Origin of the sequence: Pedobacter endophyticus (genome assembly GCF_015679185.1) — a bacterium.
GTDB classification, from domain to species: domain Bacteria; phylum Bacteroidota; class Bacteroidia; order Sphingobacteriales; family Sphingobacteriaceae; genus Pedobacter; species Pedobacter endophyticus.
In genome coordinates, this window is record NZ_CP064939.1 from 3,281,752 (window position 1) to 3,303,431 (window position 21,680).

The 21,680-nt window shown below is 41.5% G+C and carries 21 protein-coding genes; 13 read left to right on the forward strand and 8 right to left on the reverse strand.

The features are described from left to right. The first annotated feature begins 95 nt into the window (after positions 1 to 95). The 3 genes from metE to IZT61_RS13275 all read left to right on the forward strand — a co-directional run bounded on the left by metE (position 96) and on the right by IZT61_RS13275 (position 3,639). Positions 96 to 2,429: a 5-methyltetrahydropteroyltriglutamate--homocysteine S-methyltransferase gene (gene metE, locus IZT61_RS13265; protein ID WP_196097378.1), complete on the forward strand. Its 2,334-nt coding sequence runs from the start codon at positions 96 to 98 to the stop codon at positions 2,427 to 2,429. Positions 2,430 to 2,539: 110 nt separating this feature from the next. After that, positions 2,540 to 2,926: an acyl-CoA thioesterase gene (locus IZT61_RS13270; protein WP_196097379.1), complete on the forward strand. Its 387-nt coding sequence runs from the start codon at positions 2,540 to 2,542 to the stop codon at positions 2,924 to 2,926. Positions 2,927 to 2,973: 47 nt separating this feature from the next. Further along, positions 2,974 to 3,639 (forward strand): class I SAM-dependent methyltransferase, encoded by a 666-nt coding sequence (locus IZT61_RS13275; protein ID WP_196097380.1) that lies wholly within the window; start codon positions 2,974 to 2,976, stop codon positions 3,637 to 3,639. 148 nt (positions 3,640 to 3,787) lie between these two features. On the opposite strand, the gene IZT61_RS13280 is transcribed toward IZT61_RS13275, so the two are convergent. Genes IZT61_RS13280 through IZT61_RS13290 form a run of 3 tightly spaced genes read right to left on the reverse strand, consistent with a single transcriptional unit; the run spans position 3,788 to position 5,743 of the window. Beyond that, positions 3,788 to 4,594 (reverse strand): phosphatidate cytidylyltransferase, encoded by an 807-nt coding sequence (locus tag IZT61_RS13280; RefSeq protein ID WP_196097381.1) that lies wholly within the window; start codon positions 4,592 to 4,594, stop codon positions 3,788 to 3,790. Positions 4,595 to 4,629: 35 nt separating this feature from the next. Next, the gene (locus tag IZT61_RS13285; RefSeq protein WP_196097382.1) at positions 4,630 to 4,836 is read right to left on the reverse strand and encodes a putative signal transducing protein; all 207 of its coding nucleotides are present in this window, start codon (positions 4,834 to 4,836) and stop codon (positions 4,630 to 4,632) included. Then, complete coding sequence (locus IZT61_RS13290; RefSeq protein ID WP_196097383.1) at positions 4,817 to 5,743, reverse strand: CPBP family intramembrane glutamic endopeptidase; 927 nt, start codon at positions 5,741 to 5,743, stop codon at positions 4,817 to 4,819. Before IZT61_RS13290 ends, IZT61_RS13285 begins: the two co-directional genes overlap by 20 nt. Before the next feature lie 44 nt (positions 5,744 to 5,787). Between IZT61_RS13290 and dusB the strand changes: the two genes are divergently transcribed. From dusB to IZT61_RS13305, 3 genes are read left to right on the forward strand one after another with little or no spacing between them, the layout of a single operon-like run. Beyond that, on the forward strand, positions 5,788 to 6,795 hold the full coding sequence (gene dusB, locus IZT61_RS13295; RefSeq protein ID WP_196097384.1) for a tRNA dihydrouridine synthase DusB: 1,008 nt from the start codon (positions 5,788 to 5,790) through the stop codon (positions 6,793 to 6,795). Positions 6,796 to 6,830: 35 nt separating this feature from the next. Next, a complete protein-coding gene (apaG, locus tag IZT61_RS13300) occupies positions 6,831 to 7,217 on the forward strand; it encodes a Co2+/Mg2+ efflux protein ApaG (RefSeq protein WP_196097385.1) in 387 nt (128 codons plus the stop codon). Positions 7,218 to 7,249: 32 nt separating this feature from the next. After that, a complete protein-coding gene (locus IZT61_RS13305) occupies positions 7,250 to 8,173 on the forward strand; it encodes a hypothetical protein (RefSeq protein WP_196097386.1) in 924 nt (307 codons plus the stop codon). Positions 8,174 to 8,715: 542 nt separating this feature from the next. Here the strand turns inward: IZT61_RS13305 and IZT61_RS13310 are convergent. Both IZT61_RS13310 and IZT61_RS13315 read right to left on the reverse strand, forming a co-directional pair. After that, a complete protein-coding gene (locus IZT61_RS13310) occupies positions 8,716 to 11,190 on the reverse strand; it encodes an Hsp70 family protein (protein WP_196097387.1) in 2,475 nt (824 codons plus the stop codon). A gap of 1 nt (position 11,191) precedes the next feature. After that, on the reverse strand, positions 11,192 to 11,479 hold the full coding sequence (locus IZT61_RS13315) for a hypothetical protein (protein ID WP_196097388.1): 288 nt from the start codon (positions 11,477 to 11,479) through the stop codon (positions 11,192 to 11,194). 350 nt (positions 11,480 to 11,829) lie between these two features. On the opposite strand from IZT61_RS13315, the gene IZT61_RS22295 reads away from it, so the two are divergent. The 3 genes from IZT61_RS22295 (at position 11,830) to IZT61_RS13325 (ending at position 12,500) form a co-directional block, all read left to right on the forward strand. After that, a complete protein-coding gene (locus IZT61_RS22295) occupies positions 11,830 to 12,018 on the forward strand; it encodes a hypothetical protein (RefSeq protein WP_230383678.1) in 189 nt (62 codons plus the stop codon). Positions 12,019 to 12,085: 67 nt separating this feature from the next. Beyond that, entirely contained in the window at positions 12,086 to 12,340 is a 255-nt protein-coding gene (locus IZT61_RS22300; RefSeq protein WP_230383679.1) for a hypothetical protein, read from the forward strand. A 4-nt stretch (positions 12,341 to 12,344) separates the two neighbouring features. After that, complete coding sequence (locus IZT61_RS13325) at positions 12,345 to 12,500, forward strand: hypothetical protein (RefSeq protein WP_196097389.1); 156 nt, start codon at positions 12,345 to 12,347, stop codon at positions 12,498 to 12,500. A 155-nt stretch (positions 12,501 to 12,655) separates the two neighbouring features. Here the strand turns inward: IZT61_RS13325 and IZT61_RS13330 are convergent, their stop codons facing one another. From IZT61_RS13330 to mfd, 3 genes are all read right to left on the reverse strand, one after another. Beyond that, positions 12,656 to 12,874 carry a DUF3820 family protein gene (locus IZT61_RS13330; protein ID WP_196097390.1) on the reverse strand — a complete coding sequence of 73 codons (219 nt, stop codon included), beginning with the start codon at positions 12,872 to 12,874 and terminating at the stop codon, positions 12,656 to 12,658. A gap of 1 nt (position 12,875) precedes the next feature. Beyond that, positions 12,876 to 14,012, reverse strand: coding sequence for an ATP-binding protein (locus tag IZT61_RS13335; RefSeq protein WP_196097391.1), 1,137 nt, complete (start codon positions 14,010 to 14,012; stop codon positions 12,876 to 12,878). Positions 14,013 to 14,102: 90 nt separating this feature from the next. Next, complete coding sequence (gene mfd / locus IZT61_RS13340) at positions 14,103 to 17,441, reverse strand: transcription-repair coupling factor (protein ID WP_196097392.1); 3,339 nt, start codon at positions 17,439 to 17,441, stop codon at positions 14,103 to 14,105. Between the two features lie 908 nt (positions 17,442 to 18,349). Here mfd and IZT61_RS13345 point away from each other — a divergent pair. From IZT61_RS13345 to IZT61_RS13360, 4 genes are all read left to right on the forward strand, one after another. Continuing rightward, positions 18,350 to 18,652: a DUF2752 domain-containing protein gene (locus IZT61_RS13345; RefSeq protein ID WP_196097393.1), complete on the forward strand. Its 303-nt coding sequence runs from the start codon at positions 18,350 to 18,352 to the stop codon at positions 18,650 to 18,652. A 5-nt stretch (positions 18,653 to 18,657) separates the two neighbouring features. After that, positions 18,658 to 19,032 carry a TM2 domain-containing protein gene (locus IZT61_RS13350; protein ID WP_196097394.1) on the forward strand — a complete coding sequence of 125 codons (375 nt, stop codon included), beginning with the start codon at positions 18,658 to 18,660 and terminating at the stop codon, positions 19,030 to 19,032. A gap of 719 nt (positions 19,033 to 19,751) precedes the next feature. Next, a complete protein-coding gene (locus tag IZT61_RS13355; protein WP_196097395.1) occupies positions 19,752 to 20,849 on the forward strand; it encodes a Nif3-like dinuclear metal center hexameric protein in 1,098 nt (365 codons plus the stop codon). Next, positions 20,849 to 21,592, forward strand: a complete 744-nt coding sequence (locus tag IZT61_RS13360) for a zinc ribbon domain-containing protein (protein ID WP_196097396.1) — start codon at positions 20,849 to 20,851, stop codon at positions 21,590 to 21,592. The genes IZT61_RS13355 and IZT61_RS13360 overlap by 1 nt, the downstream gene beginning before the upstream one ends. Positions 21,593 to 21,680 lie beyond the last annotated feature (88 nt).

Below are 21,680 nucleotides of genomic sequence, written 5' to 3' on the forward strand. Positions count from 1 at the left end.
TGTGCCTTTACCTACCCTTTAATTTTTTATTCAGAAAATCATGTAAATATTGCTGAGGGCTTTTAAACGATTTATTTATTTAATCTTTAAAAGAGATGAAAACGCAAAATTTGGGCTATCCGCGAATAGGTAGCCAACGCGAATTGAAAAAAATCTGCGAAACCTATTGGGCAGAAAAAACGGGGTACCGAAATGTACTTCAGGTTGGAAAAAACATCCGCCAGGAGAATTGGAAAACGCAAAAAGAGGCGGGTATTGACCTGATTCCCTCAAATGACTTCTCATTTTACGATCATGTTTTAGATCATTCACTGGCATTTGGTGCTATCCCAAAACGCTACAATGAAGTGATGCTGAAAAAGGGAAATTCGGAGCTCGATCTGTACTTCGCTATGGCAAGAGGCTACCAAAAAGACGGCCTGGATGTTGTTGCAATGGAAATGACAAAGTGGTTTGATACCAACTACCATTACATTGTGCCCGAGTTTTATAAAGACCAAACGTTTAAACTGTTCTCAACGAAAATTATCGACGAATTTTACGAAGCCAGGGAGCAGGGCATTTTAACCAAACCGGTAATAATTGGCCCGGTGAGCTATTTGCTTTTGGGTAAGGAGAAAGAAAGCGGGTTCGATAGAATTGATTTGATTAAAGAATTGCTCCCGGTTTATACTGATATTTTAAGCAGACTGGTGGCGCTGGATGTTGAATATGTTCAGTTCGATGAGCCATTTTTGACGCTCGATTTAAACCCAAAAGAAAAAGCGGCCTACGAATACGCCTACCGCGAGATCAGAAAAACATTTCCTCATTTGAAGATCATGATGGCCACTTATTTTGAGGGCGTTACCCAAAATTTAAGTCTCGTAAACTCACTTCCGGTAAACGTGCTCCATGTTGATTTGGTTCGGGATGAGAAGCAGTTAGATGCGCTTTTGTCGGGTATTGATGACAAGACGATTTTATCGTTGGGCCTGGTTGACGGAAGGAACATCTGGAAAAATGATTTTGAGAAATCTTTAGAAAAAATTGTCCTTGCAGTAAATAAAATTGGTTCCGACCGCGTTTGGATTGCACCTTCTTGTTCGCTGATCCATTGCCCTGTTGATTTGGATAATGAAACTGATGAGGAGCATTTAACTACAGCGGTTAAACAATGGATGGCTTACGCGAAGCAAAAAATTGGTGAAGTTGCCACACTAAAAAAATTGATTACAAAAGAAGACCCTACATCTACCCAGAAAAGGCTTACGGAAAACAAAATTTCAATTAACGAGCGGCATACATCAACATTGATTCATAATCCTGAAGTGAAGAACCGGGTGAGGAATTTAAGCGCTAACGATGCACAGCGATTGAACCCTTTTCCGTCGCGAAAGGTGGCACAAGAAGCGTTAAAACTCCCAAGGTTCCCGACAACTACCATTGGCTCGTTTCCACAAACTCCAGAAGTAAGAAGCTGGAGGGCCAGGTATAAGAAAGGTAGCATTAACGGAAACGAATACACCAGGCTTATTGCTGATGAAACGGCCAAAGCGGTGAAATGGCAGGAAGAAATCGGGCTCGACGTGTTGGTTCATGGCGAATTTGAACGTAACGACATGGTAGAGTACTTTGGCGAACAGCTGGATGGTTTTGCGTTTTCTAAAAACGGGTGGGTGCAGAGTTACGGCTCCCGCTGCGTAAAGCCGCCGATTATTTATGGCGATGTTTCCCGTCAGAAGCCAATGACCGTTAAATGGACGAGTTACGCACAGTCGCTCACCAACAAACACATGAAAGGGATGCTTACGGGCCCGGTGACCATTTTGCAGTGGTCTTTTGTACGGAATGATCAGCCCCGATCTGAAACCTGTACCCAAATTGCTCTGGCCATTCGCGATGAGGTTTGCGATTTGGAAAATGCCGGAATTAAGATTATTCAGATTGATGAACCTGCCATACGGGAGGGTCTGCCGCTGCGGAAAGCGGAATGGCAAACCTACCTGTACTGGGCGGTTGAGGCCTTTCGCATTTCGGCCAGCGGCGTTAAAGACGAAACGCAGATACACACGCACATGTGCTATTCGGAATTTAACGACATTATTGAAAATATTGCCGATATGGACGCCGATGTAATTACGATAGAAACATCGCGATCGCAAATGGAATTGCTCGATGCCTTCGCCGATTTTAAATATCCGAACGAGATTGGGCCAGGCGTTTACGATATTCATTCGCCGCGGGTGCCAAAACGCGAGGAAATGGTTTCGCTGCTCAATAAGGCCAAAGCCGTGGTTCCGTCAGAACAATTATGGGTTAATCCTGATTGCGGGTTGAAAACGAGGGGTTGGGATGAAACTAAAAAAGCATTAATTGAAATGGTAGAGGCCGCCAAAGAGATGCGCAAAAGCGATGAAGTATTGATGACTGAATCCCAGATTGGGTAATATCGACCCGCCACGGAGACACAGGCAACGGAATTTGCTTTGGAATTGAAGAAATCCGAAGGTTTCTGTTAAATCTGTGTTTCCGTGGCTACATTTGCAAAAAATAAATCATGACCTTAGAAGAAAGAATCGAAAACTCAAAAACGAGTATTTTTAAAGCGGTGTTTCCAAATACCACCAACCACTACGATACACTATTTGGCGGTACTGCCATGCATTTAATGGATGAGGCAGCTTTTATAACGGCAACACGTTTTAGCCGCCAAATTATGGTAACTGTTAGTAGCGACAGAATCGATTTTAAAAAGCCAATACCAGCTGGAACAATTGTAGAATTGATTGGAAAGGTAATCCACATTGGCAACACAAGCCTTAAGGTTAGTGTAGAGATTTACATCGAACAAATGTATGCCGAAGGGAGAGAACTTGCTGTGCATGGCGAATTCACATTTGTAGCTATAGACGAACACAAAAAGCCCGTTCAGGTAATTAAATAATTTTGTTTAACTTGATTGACCAGCCAGCGCATCAAACAGGTTTAATTATGGAAAGCAAGCTTACAGAAAAAGACTTTAATCGTATTGCCGAGCAGCTCGCCTGCCCTAGTGGCGAACATGGCCTTAAGATTGGCAAAATGATGCATGCCAGTAACGCCGGCATGACGCACGCTGCAATTGATGCACTAAACATCCAAAAAAATGAGGCGGTATTAGAAATCGGACACGGAAACGGCGGGCACATCAATTATTTACTCGAAAAAAATGAAAACATAGCGTACTTCGGCGCCGATATTTCTTCAACGATCATCAACGAGGCTAAGAAGGTAAACGAAGGCGCTTTAGCACATGGCAGGATTCACTTTGAGTTAACCGACGGAACTACCCTCCCCTTTACGGATGAAAAATTTGATAAGGTTTTTACCGTAAACACGATCTACTTTTGGAACGACCCGATGGGCTACTTGACCGAAATAAAAAGAGTTATGCGCTCAAATGGGTTATTGGTAATCGCATTTGCCGATAGAGGTTTTATGGAGAAGCTGCCTTTTACCAAGTATGGTTTTACATTATACAATTTGGAGGAAGTGATCCATCTGATAGCTGTTGCAGGGTTTAAAAATGTAAAAGCCATCGCTAAACGCGAACGGATTGCAGATGATAAAGGTATTGAGGTAGAAAGAAGTTATTATTTAGTTGAAGCAACCGCTTAATGTCGTTTAGTTAACACGACGGATGTCAGTCTGAGCGGAGTCGAAGACCTTTTCTGTAGGAAAAAACAAATAAACATCGCCCTTCGACTCCGCTCAGGGTGACAATGTTTTTTGTTTTTTCCTTACCTAAATGACATTGAGCAACCGCTTAATACAAAATTAAGTACAAATAAGCGTAAACTACTGGTGCAGCTAATAACAGGCCGTCAAAGCGATCGAGCAAACCGCCGTGGCCAGGCAATAAGCCGCCGCTGTCTTTGGTATCCAAACTGCGTTTCAGCATCGATTCTATCAAATCGCCCAAGGTACCAAAACTAGCAATTAGCACCGCCATTCCGGCCCATACCCAAAGCGAACTCTCGGTAAATATGAAAGATAGAATAACCCCTACAAGTAAGCTTGTAAACATTCCGCCGAAAAAGCCTTCCCAGCTTTTTTTGGGCGAATGGCGCTCAAACAATTTGCGCTTGCCATATTTTACGCCGAACAGGTACGCCCCCGTGTCATTGCCCCATAACATGAGCAAAAAAGCGAGCGGGTAATGAAAGTTGTACTCGTTCCAGTCGCTCAAAAAACCGAGTGCATGAAAAAAACAAAACGGAATGGTTACGTACGCAAAGCCTACAAAGGTGTAAGAAATATTGGCGAAGGGAATTTTGTTCTTTTTATAAAGTTCAGCAATAAACACCGAAAAAATCAACGGAATACAAAGCAGCAGATATTTAACATCGTACTCGAGGTAATGCAACCCGGCTGCCATCAAAAAAATCAAAGCACCAGCTGTTAATCCGATATTCCTGTGCGGACGGATTCCAGAATTTTTGATCAGTTTGTAAAATTCGAACAGCGAAAGCACGCTCAAAACAAGGTAAAAAGCCGAAAATAGGTAACTCTCTAAAATCGAGCCCAACATTATAATGGTAAAAAAGAAAGCGGTTATGGCTCTGGTTTTCATTTTAGGGTTTGGTTCTGGCAGGTTAAGATCAACTCCTATTCAATTTCGTTTTGAACGATATATTCGATGGCTTTATCAAAATCAGATTTATTTACCATCACAACTACCTCACCAATGTTGTAGGCAGAAATTTGCTTGTTAATGGTTACGGCCGGAATCCCTGCCTCTTCCAGCCCCTGTTTTAAAACCTCTGCCGCAAATACGTCGCTCGAGGTGTATACTTTAATCCAATTTTCGTTCACTTGTTGTGCTGTCTTTAAAAAATTTAAACAAAGCTATGGTAATTATTGCACTAATTAAATAGCCGTACCATGCAAAACCAAGTGGCTCGTCGGCTTTATCCAGCGGCATGTTATGCTTTTGCATGTAAAAAGCCGCACATACAGCATAGGCATTATTTAAAAAGTGGGCCAATATGGCGTACCAAATGCTTCCACTAAAGTAGTAAAGATAGCCGAAACCTGCGCCTAAAAGCATGCGGGGAATAAAGCCGTAAAACTGAACATGGATGGCGCTAAAAATAATAGCCGTAAGCCAAATGGCCAAATGCGGGCTGTTAAACGCTTTGTTTATCGATCGTTGAACCCCTCCCCGAAACATTAATTCTTCGCCAATGGCCGGCAATACCGCAATCATGATCAGGTTTACAACGAAGTCGAAATTGTTTCTTACCGTAAGCAGTTGAATGGTGAGTTTCATGGCCTCATCTTCCTTTTCCTTCATCCACTGCTCCAGGCCCTTCAAAAAATCGGGAAGCACCAGTTTTTGGTTAATAACCACCGTCCATTCCATAAATGGCATACTGGCCACCATGATTAGAAACACCAGGCCCGCCAACAAAGGTTTAGGGTTTTTAAAGCCGTAAAAGCGTGTAATTGGCTGCCCTTCGGTTAAGGCAAGTGCAAGCGGCGGGGCAATAAATGTGCCTATTGAACTAAAAATCTGGATGATTTTTAGCCCGTCAATATACTTTGGGTCGCCCGCCATCATTAGCGAAAAATTGCTGAAAAAGCTCATTCCGTATATCATGGTATCGATAACAACGGCGATCAGACCGAAAACCAGGCCCCCAATCAGTGCGTAAAATAAAAGTAAAAGTAATTGTAAGAACGGATTGATTTCCTCCTTATTAGGTTTTACAAGATTCATTATTTGTACCTTTGTATGTTTTTATTAATTGTTGAAGATAGATAATGTCTGTAAAGATAGGAAATATAGATTTAGGCGAGTTCCCGTTATTGCTTGCGCCGATGGAAGATGTTAGCGATCCGCCGTTTCGGTTTGTCTGTAAACAAAACGGAGCCGATTTAATGTATACCGAGTTTATTTCGTCCGAAGGCTTAATTCGCGATGCGGCAAAAAGCAGGCAAAAGCTCGACATTTTTGAGTATGAAAGGCCAATTGGGATTCAGATTTTTGGTGGTGATATCGATCATATGCGTGAGGCTGCGGAAATTGCTGCGGCTGCGGGGCCCGACCTGGTTGATATTAACTATGGCTGTCCGGTTAAAAATGTAGTTTGCAAAGGCGCCGGATCGAGCTTACTCAGAGATATTGATAAGATGGTTAAAATGACGGAGGCCGTTGTTAAGGCATCACATTTGCCGGTTACCGTTAAAACTCGTTTGGGTTGGGATGATAACACGAAAAACGTTTACGAAGTGGCCGAGCGCCTTCAGGATGTGGGCATACAGGCCTTAACCATCCACGGTAGAACAAGGGCACAATTGTATAAAGGTGAGGCCGACTGGACTTTAATTCGCGAGATTAAGCGCAATCCACGCATTAAAATCCCGATTTTTGGCAATGGAGATGTTGATAGTCCAGAAAAAGCTGCAAACTGGCGCATGGAATATGAAGTGGATGGCATTATGATTGGAAGGGCTGCGATTGGTTACCCCTGGATTTTTCGCGAAGTAAAGCACTTTTTTAAAACCGGAGAGCATTTACCCGGGCCCACCATTGAAGAAAGGATAAATGTTTGCAGAACCCACCTCGACAAATCGCTCGAATGGAAAGGGCCAAAGACGGGAATCTTCGAGATGCGCAGACATTATGCAAATTACTTTAAGGGATTGCCAGATTTTAAACCGTACCGCATGCGTTTAGTCGCCGAGCCAGATATCAACAACATTTACAGCATTTTAGCCGAAGTGGCAGAAAAATTTGCCAACTATGATGCAACCGCAGTAATGGCTTGATTTTTGACTCGTTTTTTTTATCTTAGTAAATCATCATGGTAACAGCTATTACAGACGGGGTTAAAGTTTCGGTAGAAACGGTATACCAGCCAGAATATTCGAATCCGGCGAATGAACACTTCATGTTTGCCTATCGGGTTGAAATTGCCAATCTTACTGATTATGCGGTACAGCTTATGCGTCGGCAATGGTTTATTTTCGATTCCAATAGCAGTCGAAGAGAAGTTGAGGGCGAAGGTGTAGTAGGTGTTCAGCCGATTATCGAACCGGGAGATGCGCATGTATATGTTTCCGGCTGTAACCTTAAAACCGACATGGGCACCATGAGGGGTGCCTACTTAATGAAGCGCCTGATGGATGAAGCTGAATTTGAGGTAGATATTCCCGAATTTCATCTGGTGGCACCCTATAAATTAAATTAACTACGGTTTGAAATGACCAGAAGCCAAATGTAATGATCCAGCTCACGCTCTTGGAGTTGGTAAAAAAACAAATTCCGCACCTGAATTACGATGATGCGAAAGACATTATCAAAATCGAAAAAGTCTTAAAAGCCGAGGCAAAACTAAATCCGGCGGTTAAAATTAACGACATCGAAAATCTGTTGTCGTTTTTAAAGCTATACAAAACTAAATTTCTTCCAATTCTTCAGAATAAGAACATCGCAATTATTGTCGGCCAAAACCCGGGCAGAATAAATTTTGCAAGGCTTAACCGCGAACATATTTCCGATGAAACCCTGGCTGAGTTTCAACAGGCTTTTGCCCCAAACACCCGCGATTTTGTAAAGAAAAGCGTTCGCGATGGCGATTGGACTACTTTGAGAAGTGTTTTTTTAAACTACGATTTTTTGGTGGAAGAAGAACTGCGGGAAGAAATCTGCGAAAGTTTTGTTACAAAAAACCATGCCCTCATTTCGGCCATAGAAACGAATCAATGTATTGCTTTTGCAAAGGCCAACGCCTTTTCTGTAGAAGAAGGTTATTTTTATTTGTTGAGCACCTTAGCACCGGGCTATTTTGATGAAGATGTGTTGCGGATAAACAACGCCATATCCGAAAGGCAAAAAACAGATCCTGGTACCAAGCATTATTTAGGCAAAGTGTTGTATGCCGCTACGTTTTTTGATGCTTTTGACGAAAGTCTTAAAAGCACGCTTCAAGGTAACCAGCAAATTGCATTGAGTTGGGTTTACCCAAATTTGCAAGAGAAATCTGATGGCAGTTTTCTCTCAAAAACAATTATCGCGGTTGTATTAATTGTGTTGGCAATTATCGTGTTGGTAATTGCTGCAGAGGCGGGCATCAGCTCCATTACGCCATTTGTTTTTATCGCCATGTTTGTGGTTAGAGCGATTATTGCTTTGAACAAAAAGTGAGCGTGCTTTATAGTGGGAGGTGTTCGTTCGTCATTGCGAGGGCGGGTTTGTGTCAGCCGACCTGTGCCGATTTCTTCTTTCGTCAGGACACATCTTTGAAGCATCGTTTTGCGAGCTGAAATGACAACATATTTTAGGGCGGTTTCTATGAACGGTCGTCATCCCCAGCTTGACCGGGGATCTTAATGCGCAATATATTCGGTACCGAGCATTAATCCCGTACGTACGGGACCGCCGGCGCGGGAATGACGGCGCAAAAAACGAGATGTGTCCACACGATAGGATTTCTCGGGAAAGCATCTGTAACCTAAATCTCACCGTCCTTGCCCACTCACTCGCCCTCTTTCGACCATCCGTCCTTTCACGCGTCCGCCTGAACGTATGGGCAGCAATCTCTTCTGCAATAAATCGCTAATGAGATTGCTTCAATCGATGAAAGACCGATTTCGCAATGACGAAAACGTCAATGGTAGGATGACGACTGTTCATGCTAACGCTAGATATAACCCAAAAAGAGTACATATATCAATTGAACATGTCTATTACTTCAGGCCCAACGTCCCGTCTTTATCATCGAAATAATTTTTTGGCTTCTCTTTCAAGAGGCTGTATAAACCATTAATAATCCCTCTTAACTCTTTGTAATTAGCTTCTGCAATTGCCTTTTCGCCTCCATTAATAAAGTTTCTTGCCAGCTTTTCATCAGCATATTCGTTCAGCTCACGGTAGGCGTAAAAATAAAATAGGTTAATATACGATTCATCTTCCTGATAATAAATCTCATTGCTGATTTTATCCAGCTCTTTAGTTTTCGATTTGATCAACGATAGCTGGTTCGAATTCAAAAACTGCGCTTCGTTTTTAATCACCTTATTAAAAAGACCCTCGATTCGGGGATTTGGTTTAAGGAGTAACGATTCTTTAACCTCCATTTTGGAAGTCTGATAGTTATCGATCTCGGCCAACAGGTGTTTTCTGCGCACCAGATCGTCGTAAATTTGAAATACTTTTCGTTTGCGCTCATCTATGTTGTAAATCCGGTCCGTAACCAAATCGCCTTCAATCTCAATCAATTCCCTCAACAGATCAATTATTTCTAAGCGCACATCGTTAAGTTGATCAATAGTGGGGCTGTATTCTTGATGATGGGAAGAAAGTAACTCCTCATCAACATTGATTAACGAATTTTCGAGTTCGTGCTGAATTTTTGATGGTGAAACCTGTTTCGCAGAAGCATTAAAAACCTCGGTAATTTCCAAATCGATTGCGCCAATAAAAACGTTAACCGTTAAATCTCTTGATTCGCTAATCTCGAAATCGATCTCAATGTCGGTACCTTTTAACAAGTTGGCCGATAACATTTCCGATTTAATTTCTAAATACCCGATACAAAGGTTGCTCGCGGGTGAAGTTTCTGCCCTGCCCTCAACAATGTTGATAATTAACTTCTCGCCAGAATCCTTCAAAATTGGTTTGGATATGGTTTTGTAAAGCTTTTTCGAGAGCGGCAGAATGTCGTTCTTTCTAAAAATCTTTTCGAGGTAAGTAGTGCCCAAACTGTCATCTATCTCCAGGCAAATATCATTAGGTAAAGGCTGGCCGGTAATGTTATAAATGCCGTGATTGATTACGAGATTTTCTTTTTCGTACACCAGATTTTGATACTTGTCAAAAATCTTCACGTTAAAAAAGTTACTGTTTTTCGGAATCAGTTTCAAAAACTCGGTAAATCGAGAGTGGAAAGTAATCAACCCGGTATCAAAGCCGCCATCGCTTCTGGTAATTCTGTAATAGCCCGAAAACTCGTTCGGAACCAAAGCAACCAGCAACTCATCATCATCTTGCGAATTTACTTCGTACGCCAATTTTACATCGTTCAGCATCGTTTGCACTTCCTTTTCGTCAGTTATAGACGTGCTAAGCTGCCTGGTTTTGGTGCCTGCATAATAGCTGGCACCCACAATAATTGCCGTGGTTGGGTCGATGCTCGAATCTACAATGGTAGCAAATTCCTTTTGCAATGTGGTTTTAACATAAGGAATGTAGGTGGTGCCCCCAACCAGAATAATCCGTTCAATCTGGTGTTTTGAAATGCTGTTCTTTTGCAATAACCGATTGGTGAGCGTAATCGTTTCGATTACCTTGGGGTGAATCAGTTCGTTAAAACGTTGCCTTGTAATTTCCAGTTCGATAAATTTCGAGTCTATATCCAGTTCAACAAATGCACTTTCCTTGATGGATAATTCCTTTTTAGCTTCCTCTGCCCGATAAAGTAACTCGAAAAAGAGCTTTTTATAGGGGCTGTCTTCCGTGCCGACTATTTGCTTCCATAAATCGCTTATTCCTAACTCGCTTTCTAAAACGGGGCACAAAATATGCTCAACCATCAAATTATCGATATCTAGCCCACCTAAAAAGTTGTTGCCTTCATGGTCCATCACCTTCAGTTCGCGATTATTTATGTTTACCAGCGCAACATCAAAAGTTCCGCCGCCGAAATCGTACACCAACCAGGTTTTATCTTCGTTAATGGGAATGTTTTGCAGATTGGCATAAGCCAAACACGCGGCAATTGGCTCTTGCAAAAGCACTATTTCTTGCAGGCCGGCATTGTAGCCTGCGGTTTTAGTGGCGTTTGATTGAATGGTATCAAACGATGCCGGGATGGTAATTACAGCGGCGGTTGGTTTATCATCGCCCACAAAATTAATCAACTCCCTTAATACCAGTTCCGAAAAATTAATCGCCGTTTTGTTTTCATTTATCGCAGGCACTGCGTAGATATGCTCGCTGCCCATTTTGCGCTTGAAGCTCGAAAAAACGTTTTCTGGCTGCACCGAAATGAGTTCGCGGGCTTTGTCGCCTACCAAAATTCGCGAGTTTCGGTAAGCTACCACCGATGGAAGCGTGTCGCGAAAACCAACCGGGTTTTTAAATATATTAACCTTTCCCTGATAAAATTTGCCTATGCCCGAGTTGGTTGTGCCTAAATCGATACCAAAATTTATATTCTCCATGTTACCCAACAATTACTACCGCTTTTTGTATCAGCGTATTACTGCCATCACTCTCCATTTTATAAACGGCAGGCTTTAAAACCTTGGTTATTTTTACGCCATTATCGGCAATATTGGCTTCAATAGAAACGTCTCGTTCGTCGTAAATTTGCCCTAACGGATTAATGATGGTATAGCCCTCTTGCTCCAGCTCGTGGTAAATGCGCTGAAAATTCCTTTTAAATTGAGCAATATCCTCTGGTTTGATCTTGTTCTCTATCTCGAAGATTTGTGTAATAATATCTTTCATGTGATTGCATTAATAATGACACTAAGATTGTGCTTTAAATTCTATTTTGAAAGTTTTTAATGCAGATATCGATGTTTGGGGTTAAAATACGACGATGTTCTATATGTAACCAGGAAATTGACCACATAGGCACATAGAAAACATAGTTTTTTACGCTGAGCTATGTGACCTATGTTTTTATGTGGTCGAAAACTTATACAACAGATTAAGGTACAGATCATTGCAGGGAAAAAGTATTCAATACAGCTATATACGCGAGTAGTTATTGACCCCACTTTAGCAGTTTACCACACCAGTCGATAACTTAGAAATTACTTGTCGAACTGGCAGAATTTTAGTAGATTTATTGAGTGGATAAAGGACTCAGTTTTAAGGTTGATAAGTTAACTAATTCCATAGAGAATATTATTACTGGAGAGGTTTTTGATACTCAAATAGTTAAATTAACAGAACCAGATGTTAAACAGATTAAAAAGACGAACTGGCAATTCGACTGGCTAGATGAGTTAAAAGACAAAAGTAAAGAAGTTTATAACTGACATCGGTTAACAACCCGAACATTATTCAGGGATTACTAAGTATAGAGGACAAACAAGACCACATTTTATGCACTTGATTGAAAGCTCAAAATTTAATAGAGGCAAAGGAAAGGTGTATTTAGGCGTTCCTGGAAATTTAGTTGCTTATGCCTGTAAGGTTTCCGTTGACCGGGGCTATGAGGGCTTTGTCGCATTTGACGCAAAGTCTGCATTGATCCAACATTATGAGCAAACACTTTTTGCAACACATTTTCGGGGGCTTAGAATGTTTATTCAAACAAGTGCCGCGTTAAGACTTATATCACAATATTTCAAAAGCTAAAATTATGGGACTTATCAAAGAAGCAAAAAATATAGACCTATCAACTAAATCTGAGCCGTGGACAGAGGAGGAACTCGCAAACTTCAGAAAAGTGATGAAGAAGATTAAGGAGAAAAATGCTAAACGAAAAGGGCTCGATTTAAAGAAAGCAGTTCATTGAGTTCAGCCTGCGTGTTTTCATCAGAATTGGAAAATAAATTTCGGTCTTCTCTTTCAGAAAATACCGCAGATTACGCATAGTATTTCCGCAGTTTGAACACATCCGATGAATATTTACGGCTGTTTACTTATTCATCGGATGACTAGCGTTCGAAGTTATCGATGCTGATTTTTCAACGGCGTTAATAGATACTCCAAGCCATTAACCCTGATTTCGAACATGGTAGCCATTAACTCGCCCAATCTTCCTTTCGGAAAGCCCTTATCCTTGTACCAAAGCAAATAACTTTCTGGGATATTGCAAATCAGTGCGCCTTTATACTTTCCGTAGGGCATTTGCATTTTTACTAAATCGAGTAATATTTTCGGGTTCATGTTACAGTATAAAATCTAAATAGTTTTCTTTGTTACCGATTGAAAACGTTGCGTTGGGATAGTTTTTGGCAAAGAAACCGGGAATCTTCTTTTTTCGATTGCCCCATTTAAAATCTACCGCCGTAATAGCGCCTTCCTTTGTTTCAATAAAATCAATCTCCTGCTGATCGTAGGTGCGCCAAAAATAGTGTTGTACGTTTTGTTGCTGGTAAGACATCTTTTTTATTCGTTCGCTAAACAAGTAATTTTCCCACAAAAGGCCCTGATCATTACGAATCGGCATTAATCTAAAATCGTTAAGTATCGCATTTCGAATGCCGTTATCGTAAAAGTACCATTTCGATAATTTTGTAACCTCTTTTCGTAAGTTGTTGCTGTAACCACCAACTTTAAAAATAATGAACACTTTTGATAGCAAGTCAAGGTAACGATCGACGGTATTTTTGCTAATCGCCAAAGATCGAGCAAGTTCATCTATCGACACTTCCGAACCGACCTGAAAGGCAATTAATTTTAACAATTCTAGTAACTTACTGCTATTCTGAACGGTTTCGTACATCAAAATATCTTTTAGTAAGTACGATTTAACCAGTTCTGTTAAATATTGACTTTTTTCGCCAACGGTATCCAACTGAAATATTTCAGGGTAAGCGCCAAAAATCAACCTTTCTTCGAGGTTTTGAGCCGTTTGCAATCCGTTTTCATATTGTGCCAACTCCAACTGGGCAATGGGATACAAGTAATAGGTTAAACTTCTCCCCGTTAATGGTTCCCCTGTTTGGTTGGAAAGATCGAAAGCCGAAGAGCCACTTGCAATAATGGTTAAATCTTTAAAAGTGTCGATTACCAGCTTCAAGATTTTTCCAATCTCAGGTATCGTTTGGGCCTCGTCAATGATCAGCAGCTTTACATTGCCTAAAATTCGCTTGTAATTGGCTGCGGTTCTTGTTGAAAGCAGCTTCTGAACATCTTGATCTTCTCCATTTAAAAAAAGACTTTCAATGCCAGCTTCTGCAGCAATTTGTTCAATGAGCCAGGTTTTGCCAACCCGCCGCGTTCCAAAAAGCAAAACAACTTTATTCTTACCTATCTTTCCAAGAATTGTTGATTTTAAATATCTCGAAATTTGACCTTGCATAAGTCAAATATAAACAAAAAACGTTAATTCAGTCAATGCATTGACGCAATTAACGTTAATTCAGTCAGTCGACTGACTGAATTAACGTTTTTAATCAATTAATTCTAAAGTTTGAATCGCCTCATCAACCGTGCTTACATTATCAAAAGCGATGCGCAAAGTGTTTTTAACCTCTTTTAAGTTACACATTCGAGGATGATTTTGAGCAAAAGATAAGATCTTGGTAAAAGTATTTGAATCGAAGTAAGCCGATTGCTTATCGCTTAGAAAATAGCCACGTAAACTATTCTTCTTAAAACTAATTTTTTCAAAGCCCAGCTTTTTTCCAAGCCATTGCAAGCGCACCACGCTCAACATAGTTTTTACCTGCTGTGGAACCGGCCCGAAACGATCGGCCAAATGCTTTTCGAAAACGGCGAGCTCAGTCTCATTTTCAAGCTTCGATAGCTCCGTATACAGGTTGTAACGCTCAGTAATATTGGTAATGTAGGCATCGGGAATGTAAAGCTCTAAATCGGTATCAACCTGTGTAAATCCCACAAACGGACGCTGCGGCTCGTTCTCAAATAAGCCTTTAAACTCAGCTTCTTTCAATTCCTGAATGGCCTCATCCAAAATTTTATGATACATTTCGAACCCGATTTCGGCAATGAAACCACTTTGCTCGGCGCCCAGTAAATTTCCACTACCGCGGATGTCCAAATCTCGCATGGCTACGTTGAAACCGCTTCCAAGGTCAGAAAACTCTTCAATGGCACTTAAGCGTTTTCTGGCTTCAGAAGTAAGCGTAGATAACGGTGGCGACAGTAAATAACAGAAAGCTTTCTTATTGCTACGCCCCACACGACCACGCATTTGGTGCAAATCGCTCAAACCGAACATGTGGGCATGGTTGATGATGATGGTGTTGGCGTTCGGAATATCGAGGCCGGCCTCAATAATGGTGGTGGCCACCAAAACGTCTTTTTCGCCGTTAATAAAATCAAGCATCACATCTTCAAGCGCATCGCCGTCTAGCTGGCCATGTGCGATGCCAATCCTCGCCCTAGGCACCAGTTTCTGTATCATTCCGCCCAATTGCGTCAGGTCGTTCACCCTATTGTGAATAAAGAAAACCTGTCCGCCGCGATCAAGCTCAAACTGAACCGCCTCCTGAATCAGTTTATCATTAAAAACATGGAGTTCGGTGCTAACGGGTTGACGGTTGGGCGGTGGCGTGCTGATAATCGACAAATCTCTTGCCCCCATTAGCGAGAAGTGCAACGTTCGCGGAATCGGCGTAGCAGTAAGTGTCAACGTATCAACATTTACACGAATGGCCTTTAAACGCTCTTTAGCGGCAACCCCAAACTTTTGCTCCTCATCGATAATCATGATGCCCAAATCTTTAAACTTCACATCTTTGCTCAGCAAACGGTGCGTACCGATTAAAACGTCAACCTTTCCTTCGGCAGCTCTTGCCAATGTATCTTTAATTTGCTTGCTCGTTTTAAAACGATTGATGTAATCAACAGTAACAGGAAAATCTTTTAGGCGAGATGAAAAGGTCTTAAAATGTTGAAGTGCCAAAATAGTAGTTGGTACGAGCACTGCGGCCTGTTTACCCTCGGCAACTGCTTTAAAGGCCGCACGAACGGCAATTTCGGTTTTGCCGAAACCCACATCGCCACAAACCAAACGATCCATCGGATGCGGCGATTCCATATCCTTTTTTACATCCTGCGTGGCTTTCAACTGATCGGGCGTATCCTCGTAAATAAACGAAGCCTCTAATTCGGTTTGCAAATAACCATCGGGAGAAAAAGCCGTACCCGCCTGGGTTTTGCGCAGGGCATAAAGCTTAATCAAATCGCGGGCAATGTCTTTAACTTTTTTTTTTGTTGTTTTCTTCAGCTTATCCCAGGCATCGGTACCCAATTTATTCATCTTCGGCACACCGCTTTCCTTTCCGCTGTATTTTGCAATGCGGTTTAGCGAGTTGATGTTTACATAAAGCAGGTCATTATCTGCATACACCAGGCGAATCATTTCCTGCGTTTTGCCATTCACTTCTACCTTTTCCAATCCCGCATATTTTCCAATACCATGATCGATATGCGTAACGTAATCGCCCGATTTTAATTCGCGAAGATCTTTAAGTGTAATCGCCTGGCTCTTTTGGTAGCCTTTTTTAAGCTTGTATTTATAGTAGCGGTCAAAAATCTGGTGATCGGTATAAAACGCGGTTTGGATTTCCGGATCAACAAAGCCCTCCCTCAACATGCTGTTAATGGGCGTAAACTTGGCTGTTTTATCAATATCATCTAAAATGGCGTACAAACGCTCAATTTGCTTCGGCGAATCGGTAAAAATGAAGTTTACAATTCCGGCCTTTTCGTTCTCTTTTAAGTTATGAATTAAAAGGTTAAAATCTTTATTAAACGATGGCTGGGGCTTCGTTTCAAACTCAAAGCGATGATCGGTTTTATAGAAAAATTGCTTTCCAAATTCTACCAAGGGGAAATCGTGGAAGTGATCGCCAAGCAACTTTTCGTCGCTAAAGGCAAATTTCGGGTCGATCCATTCCGGATTTTGCGCTTTATCTGCCGCGGGCAAAGCCTTCCAAAGCTCAACCGCCTTTTTATATCCCGCCTTTATAATATCGAGCGTAAATTCTACATCTTTAAGCCAAAGCTGCGTATCTTGGTCAATATAATCGAGAATGCTGATGTTGCTTTCCGTTAAAAACTTGGCCTGTACATTTGGTACAATGGTGAGTGATTTGACATCGGTTACCGAAAGCTGACTTTCAATATCAAAACTGCGGATACTTTCTACCTCATCGCCAAAAAACTCGATGCGGTAAGGCAAATCAGAAGAAAAGGAAAAGATATCGACAATACCGCCACGAATAGAAAACTGCCCGGGTTCGTAAACAAAATCACGCCTGTCGAAATCGTAATCAATTAAAAACTCATTAATGAAATCGATGCCCAGCTTAGCGCCAAGGCTAATTTCCAGCGTGTTTTTCTCCAGCGCAGAACGATCAATTACCTTTTCGGCAATGGCCTCGGGATAGGAAACCACGATTTTGCCAAATTCAGAATCATGATTTAATTCGTTTAAAACCTCCGCACGAGCCAAAACATTTGCTGTGTCAACCTGCGTAAAATCGAACGATTTACGGTACGAGGATGGAAATAATAACACCTGTTTATCTAAAACTCCCTCTAAATCCGACTGAAAGTAAGCCGCCTCTTCCCGATCTGGAAGAACAAAAAACAAAGGCTTGTGGAGTAAGAAGTAAGACGAAAGCGCCACAATGGCATCGGCAGAACCAACTAACCCCTTTAATTGTATTTTTGGACTTTTAGAGGCGTTTAACGCTTTGGTAAACTCGGTTACCCTATCGTCGGTTTTGTATCTGTTTATTAAATCGCGAATGTTCAAGGCACAAAAATAAGCTTATCTTTAGTATTAACCCGCAACTTTATCAAAGGTTTTTTAAGTTTGTGCTTTACCTTTTCATTTGTTTCCGGCCAGATGTGATTGAGATGCATTTAGTGCTTACTCAATTTTTTTGTAGCGCTAAGTCTGTGCGGCTTCGGTAAAATCCGGTCAATGTCGTTCAGTTAAGCCTAATCAGTGTCATCCGATAGCTATCGGATCTGAGCCTTTCCACTTCGCTGAAGATAAACTCAGTAGAAGACTTTTTTAGTGGATAACCCATTAACACCGCCAGGATAAAACTAAGAAACATTGTCACCCTGAGCGGAGTCGAAGGGCAGATGCCTGCGGCCGCCATGTACACCGAACGTTCACTTTCAAGAAGAGGAAAAACCTCATACAAAAATAAATTAGCCACGGAGACATGGAAATCACGGAAAATAACTACAATTTTTTCCCTGTTTTTTGTGCTTCCGTGGTAACCTGGTGCATCGTTTTTTTGGCGTTGGCATACAAAGAAAAGAGCGAAAGTTAGGTAAGAAAAGTTAAAAGTGATTCCCAGGCTTTAAGCGCAGGCCGCCGCCCCATGTCATTTATTTAAGGAAAAAACAAAAACATTGTCACCCTGAGCATTTCGACTTGAGCTTGTATTGAGCGTAGTCGAAATGCTCAATACAGGCTTAGTCGAAGGGCGATGTTTATTTGTTTTTTCCTACAGAAAAGGTCTTCGACTCCGCTCAGATCCGATAGGTATCGGATGACACCCGGCGAGCTTAACTAAATGACATTGGGCGCCCGGTTTCTCGGGTACAAATCTAAATTTGTCGGTTTTTATTTACCTTTCGTCGATTAAAGCGATATTCTTGTAACAAAGCAATGCCGAAATCCTCTAAAATATATAAATTGAAAGCATGAAGCACATTAAAAACTTTCCACTTGAACTGATGTTCTGGACGACGGCTTTAGTGTTGCTGGCAGCAGCAAACGCACATGAGCATCACTTTACGCTTTGTCCGCTGGCCAATTTGGGCTACGAGGGATGGTGTCCCGGATGCGGATTGGGCAGGTCGATAAGCCTTATTTTACATGGTGAGTTCGCATCGAGTTTTGCAGAACATTGGTTCGGTTTGCCAGCGCTTTTAATTATAATTTATAGAATTTACAGTTTGATAAGAAATAACACAACATCGAAAATTTTAACAACAAATACATAGAAACCATGGATATATTTCAATCGCCCCTAATGTCGTTACCAGGTATAACGCCAGAAGAATACGCCTACTTACAACAAGCAACCACAGGATTAAACGAACAACAATTGCGTAATTTTTTAATGATTTACGGAAGCCGCAGAAAGCAACCATCAGAAATCTTGTTGCTGGCCCTGATTGGATTTTTGGGTTTCGCCGGGATACACCGCTTTGTAATCGGCCAAATCGGGATGGGAATTTTGTACTTCTTTACCGGTGGTTTATGTGCTATTGGTACCATTGTTGACGTGATCAACCACAAAAGCTTAGCATTTGAGTACAACCAGAAAATGGTTTTTGAAAGCTTGCAAATGGTAAGAATGAGCGGCGGCCAATTTCAGTAATTTACTTAGAATATAAATTTACAATCCCGTCCCGATGAAAACCGAGACGGGATTTTTTTGCTGTCATCCTGAGCGCAGCGAAGGATCTCTAACCTACCTGCACTAACTTGCTGATAGCACAACCCCATTTAGCGGCCTGTCAATTTTGAGCAGTGCTGTGTTTAAGTAATATGTTTATCGCTTGCAGATGCTTCGCTCCTACCATTGACTTTATTTTGTAGCAACTTGATAAACAGAACTACAAGCTAGCCACCCCAACCCCTCCTAAATTAGGAGGGGAGTCGCAACTGCACAACCATTTCGCCTCGAAAACCATCAAGATCGCACTGCCCAACTCCTCCCGATTTCCTCCTATGGTGTGGACACATCTTTGAAACGTCGTTTTCAAACTATGAATACTCAAAATAACTACAAAATTTTATGGGGTTATCCAAGAGCGGTCGTCATCCTCAGCTTGACTGGGGATCTTAATGCGCAATAATTGGGTGCCTTGCATTAAGATTCCCGCCTGCGCGGGAATGACGATGAGTTGAAAGGAAATGTGTCGACACGATAGGATTTCTCGGCTGCGCTCGAAATGACGACGCTTCTTAGCTGCATTCTTTGAAACATGACCTCACTCATATTTATTTTTTTCCTGAAAAATTAAAACTCAGAATGATAGAGACGCAACATCAAAAATTTTTAAACAAAATCTCCGATTTGTATATCTTTATCAAATGAAACTAGCCGAAATAACCAGTTATCTGGAAACCATTGCGCCATTGAATTATCAGGAAGATTACGATAATTCGGGATTGATTGTTGGCGATCCGAACATGGAAATTCGTGCCGCATTGGTGGCGTTAGATTGTATCGAGTCCATTGTTGATGAGGCCATTTCGACAGGTTGCAATTTGATTATTACCCATCATCCAATTGTGTTTAAGGGCCTAAAAAAGCTTAATGGTAAAACCTATGTTGAACGCGTGGTGCTCAAAGCCATAAAAAACAACATCGCCCTGTACGCCATTCACACTAATTTAGATAATATCCATACCGGCGTTAACGCTCGCATTTGCGAACGTTTGGGTTTAAGCGGCACAAAAGTTCTGGCGCCAAAAACTGGCTTGTTAAAAAAGCTGGTAACCTATTGTCCGCAGGCACAAGCCGAACAGTTGCGCTCGGCATTATTTTACGCTGGTGCTGGCAACATCGGTAACTACAGCGAGTGCAGTTTCAATGCAGATGGTTTCGGCACATTTAAGGGGAATGAGGATACCGACCCATTTGTAGGCGAGAAAGGCATTCGGCATAGAGAGCCCGAGGTAAGGATTGAGGTGGTTTTTCACGCACAAAGTGAACGCAAAGTGTTAATCGCCCTGTTTGAAAATCATCCATACGAAGAAGTAGCCTACGATATTTACAAACTGGAAAATAAACATCAGTTAATTGGTTCGGGCATGGTGGGCTGGTTGGGATACGATATGGATGGCTACGATTTCCTGCATTTGGTTAAAGACCGCATGCAGGCCAGGGTAGTTCGGCATACGGATATGATCGGTAAACGAATTAAAAAAGTGGCGGTTTGTGGCGGATCAGGAAGCTTTCTTTTAAAGGACGCGATTGCGGCCGGGGCAGATGCCTTTGTTACCGCCGATTTTAAATATCACGAGTTTTTTGATGCCGACGAAAAAATCATCATTGCCGACATCGGACACTTTGAAACTGAACAATTTACATCAAATTTATTGCTTGAAATTATTCAGAAAAAATTTACTAACTTTGCAATCCGTTTAACGGAGCAAAATACAAACCCCATAAATTACTTGTTTTAATGGAACAAACCGTAGAACAAAAGCTAAAAGCTTTATACGAATTACAAAATATCCACACAAAGATTGATAAAATTCGTCAGGTACGTGGCGAGTTGCCAATGGAAGTTGCAGATTTAGAGGACGATGTTTTAGGACTAGAGACTCGAATTTCGAAAATCAAAGGAGAGCTTGATGATCTTGAGGATGCAATCGTTACCCGTAAAAACACCATCAAGGATGCTCAGGCAGCAATAAAAAGATACGATACTCAGTTAAAAGAAGTTAAAAATAACCGTGAATACGATGCTTTAACGAAAGAAATTGAAATTCAAGGCTTAGACATTCAGGTTTCTGAGAAAAAGATAAAAGAGCATGGCTTCGAAATTACTTCTAAAACTGAGATCTATGAAGCAGCATTGGCTGATTTAGAAGGAAGAAAAAAAGATTTAGAGGTTAAAAAAGCTGAACTTGATGTAATTACTGCCGAAACTGAAAAAGACGAGCAGGATTTACAAAAGAAAGCCGATAAAGCAGAGCCTCAAATTGAGGAACGTTTATTGGTTGCTTACAAGCGTTTACGCAAAAACTCGGTTAACGGTTTAGCTGTAGTAACGATCGATCGCGATTCTTGCTCAGGATGCTTTAACCAGATTCCACCACAACGCCAGCTGGATATTCGTCAACGTAAAAAAATTATCGTTTGCGAGCACTGTGGCCGTATTTTGGTAGATGAGGCTTTAACTCATGAAGTAGCAGAAGCATAATCGCTTGGTATAATCATACATAGAAACGTCCCGATCATTGTCGGGACGTTTTTTGTTTGTGCCCAAAACAAGTAATCTCTTTTTGCGT

Bases quoted from the DNA above. Each gene is read 5' to 3' on its own strand.
- metE (WP_196097378.1), top strand. From the start codon at position 96: ATGAAAACGCAAAATTTGGGCTATCCGCGAATAGGTAGCCAACGCGAA.
- IZT61_RS13270 (WP_196097379.1), top strand. From the start codon at position 2,540: ATGACCTTAGAAGAAAGAATCGAAAACTCAAAAACGAGTATTTTTAAA.
- IZT61_RS13275 (WP_196097380.1), top strand. From the start codon at position 2,974: ATGGAAAGCAAGCTTACAGAAAAAGACTTTAATCGTATTGCCGAGCAG.
- IZT61_RS13280 (WP_196097381.1), bottom strand. From the start codon at position 4,594: ATGAAAACCAGAGCCATAACCGCTTTCTTTTTTACCATTATAATGTTG.
- IZT61_RS13290 (WP_196097383.1), bottom strand. From the start codon at position 5,743: ATGAATCTTGTAAAACCTAATAAGGAGGAAATCAATCCGTTCTTACAA.
- dusB (WP_196097384.1), top strand. From the start codon at position 5,788: ATGTCTGTAAAGATAGGAAATATAGATTTAGGCGAGTTCCCGTTATTG.
- apaG (WP_196097385.1), top strand. From the start codon at position 6,831: ATGGTAACAGCTATTACAGACGGGGTTAAAGTTTCGGTAGAAACGGTA.
- IZT61_RS13305 (WP_196097386.1), top strand. From the start codon at position 7,250: ATGATCCAGCTCACGCTCTTGGAGTTGGTAAAAAAACAAATTCCGCAC.
- IZT61_RS13310 (WP_196097387.1), bottom strand. From the start codon at position 11,190: ATGGAGAATATAAATTTTGGTATCGATTTAGGCACAACCAACTCGGGC.
- IZT61_RS13315 (WP_196097388.1), bottom strand. From the start codon at position 11,479: ATGAAAGATATTATTACACAAATCTTCGAGATAGAGAACAAGATCAAA.
- IZT61_RS22300 (WP_230383679.1), top strand. From the start codon at position 12,086: ATGCACTTGATTGAAAGCTCAAAATTTAATAGAGGCAAAGGAAAGGTG.
- IZT61_RS13325 (WP_196097389.1), top strand. From the start codon at position 12,345: ATGGGACTTATCAAAGAAGCAAAAAATATAGACCTATCAACTAAATCT.
- IZT61_RS13330 (WP_196097390.1), bottom strand. From the start codon at position 12,874: ATGAACCCGAAAATATTACTCGATTTAGTAAAAATGCAAATGCCCTAC.
- IZT61_RS13335 (WP_196097391.1), bottom strand. From the start codon at position 14,012: ATGCAAGGTCAAATTTCGAGATATTTAAAATCAACAATTCTTGGAAAG.
- IZT61_RS13345 (WP_196097393.1), top strand. From the start codon at position 18,350: ATGAAGCACATTAAAAACTTTCCACTTGAACTGATGTTCTGGACGACG.
- IZT61_RS13350 (WP_196097394.1), top strand. From the start codon at position 18,658: ATGGATATATTTCAATCGCCCCTAATGTCGTTACCAGGTATAACGCCA.
- IZT61_RS13355 (WP_196097395.1), top strand. From the start codon at position 19,752: ATGAAACTAGCCGAAATAACCAGTTATCTGGAAACCATTGCGCCATTG.
- IZT61_RS13360 (WP_196097396.1), top strand. From the start codon at position 20,849: ATGGAACAAACCGTAGAACAAAAGCTAAAAGCTTTATACGAATTACAA.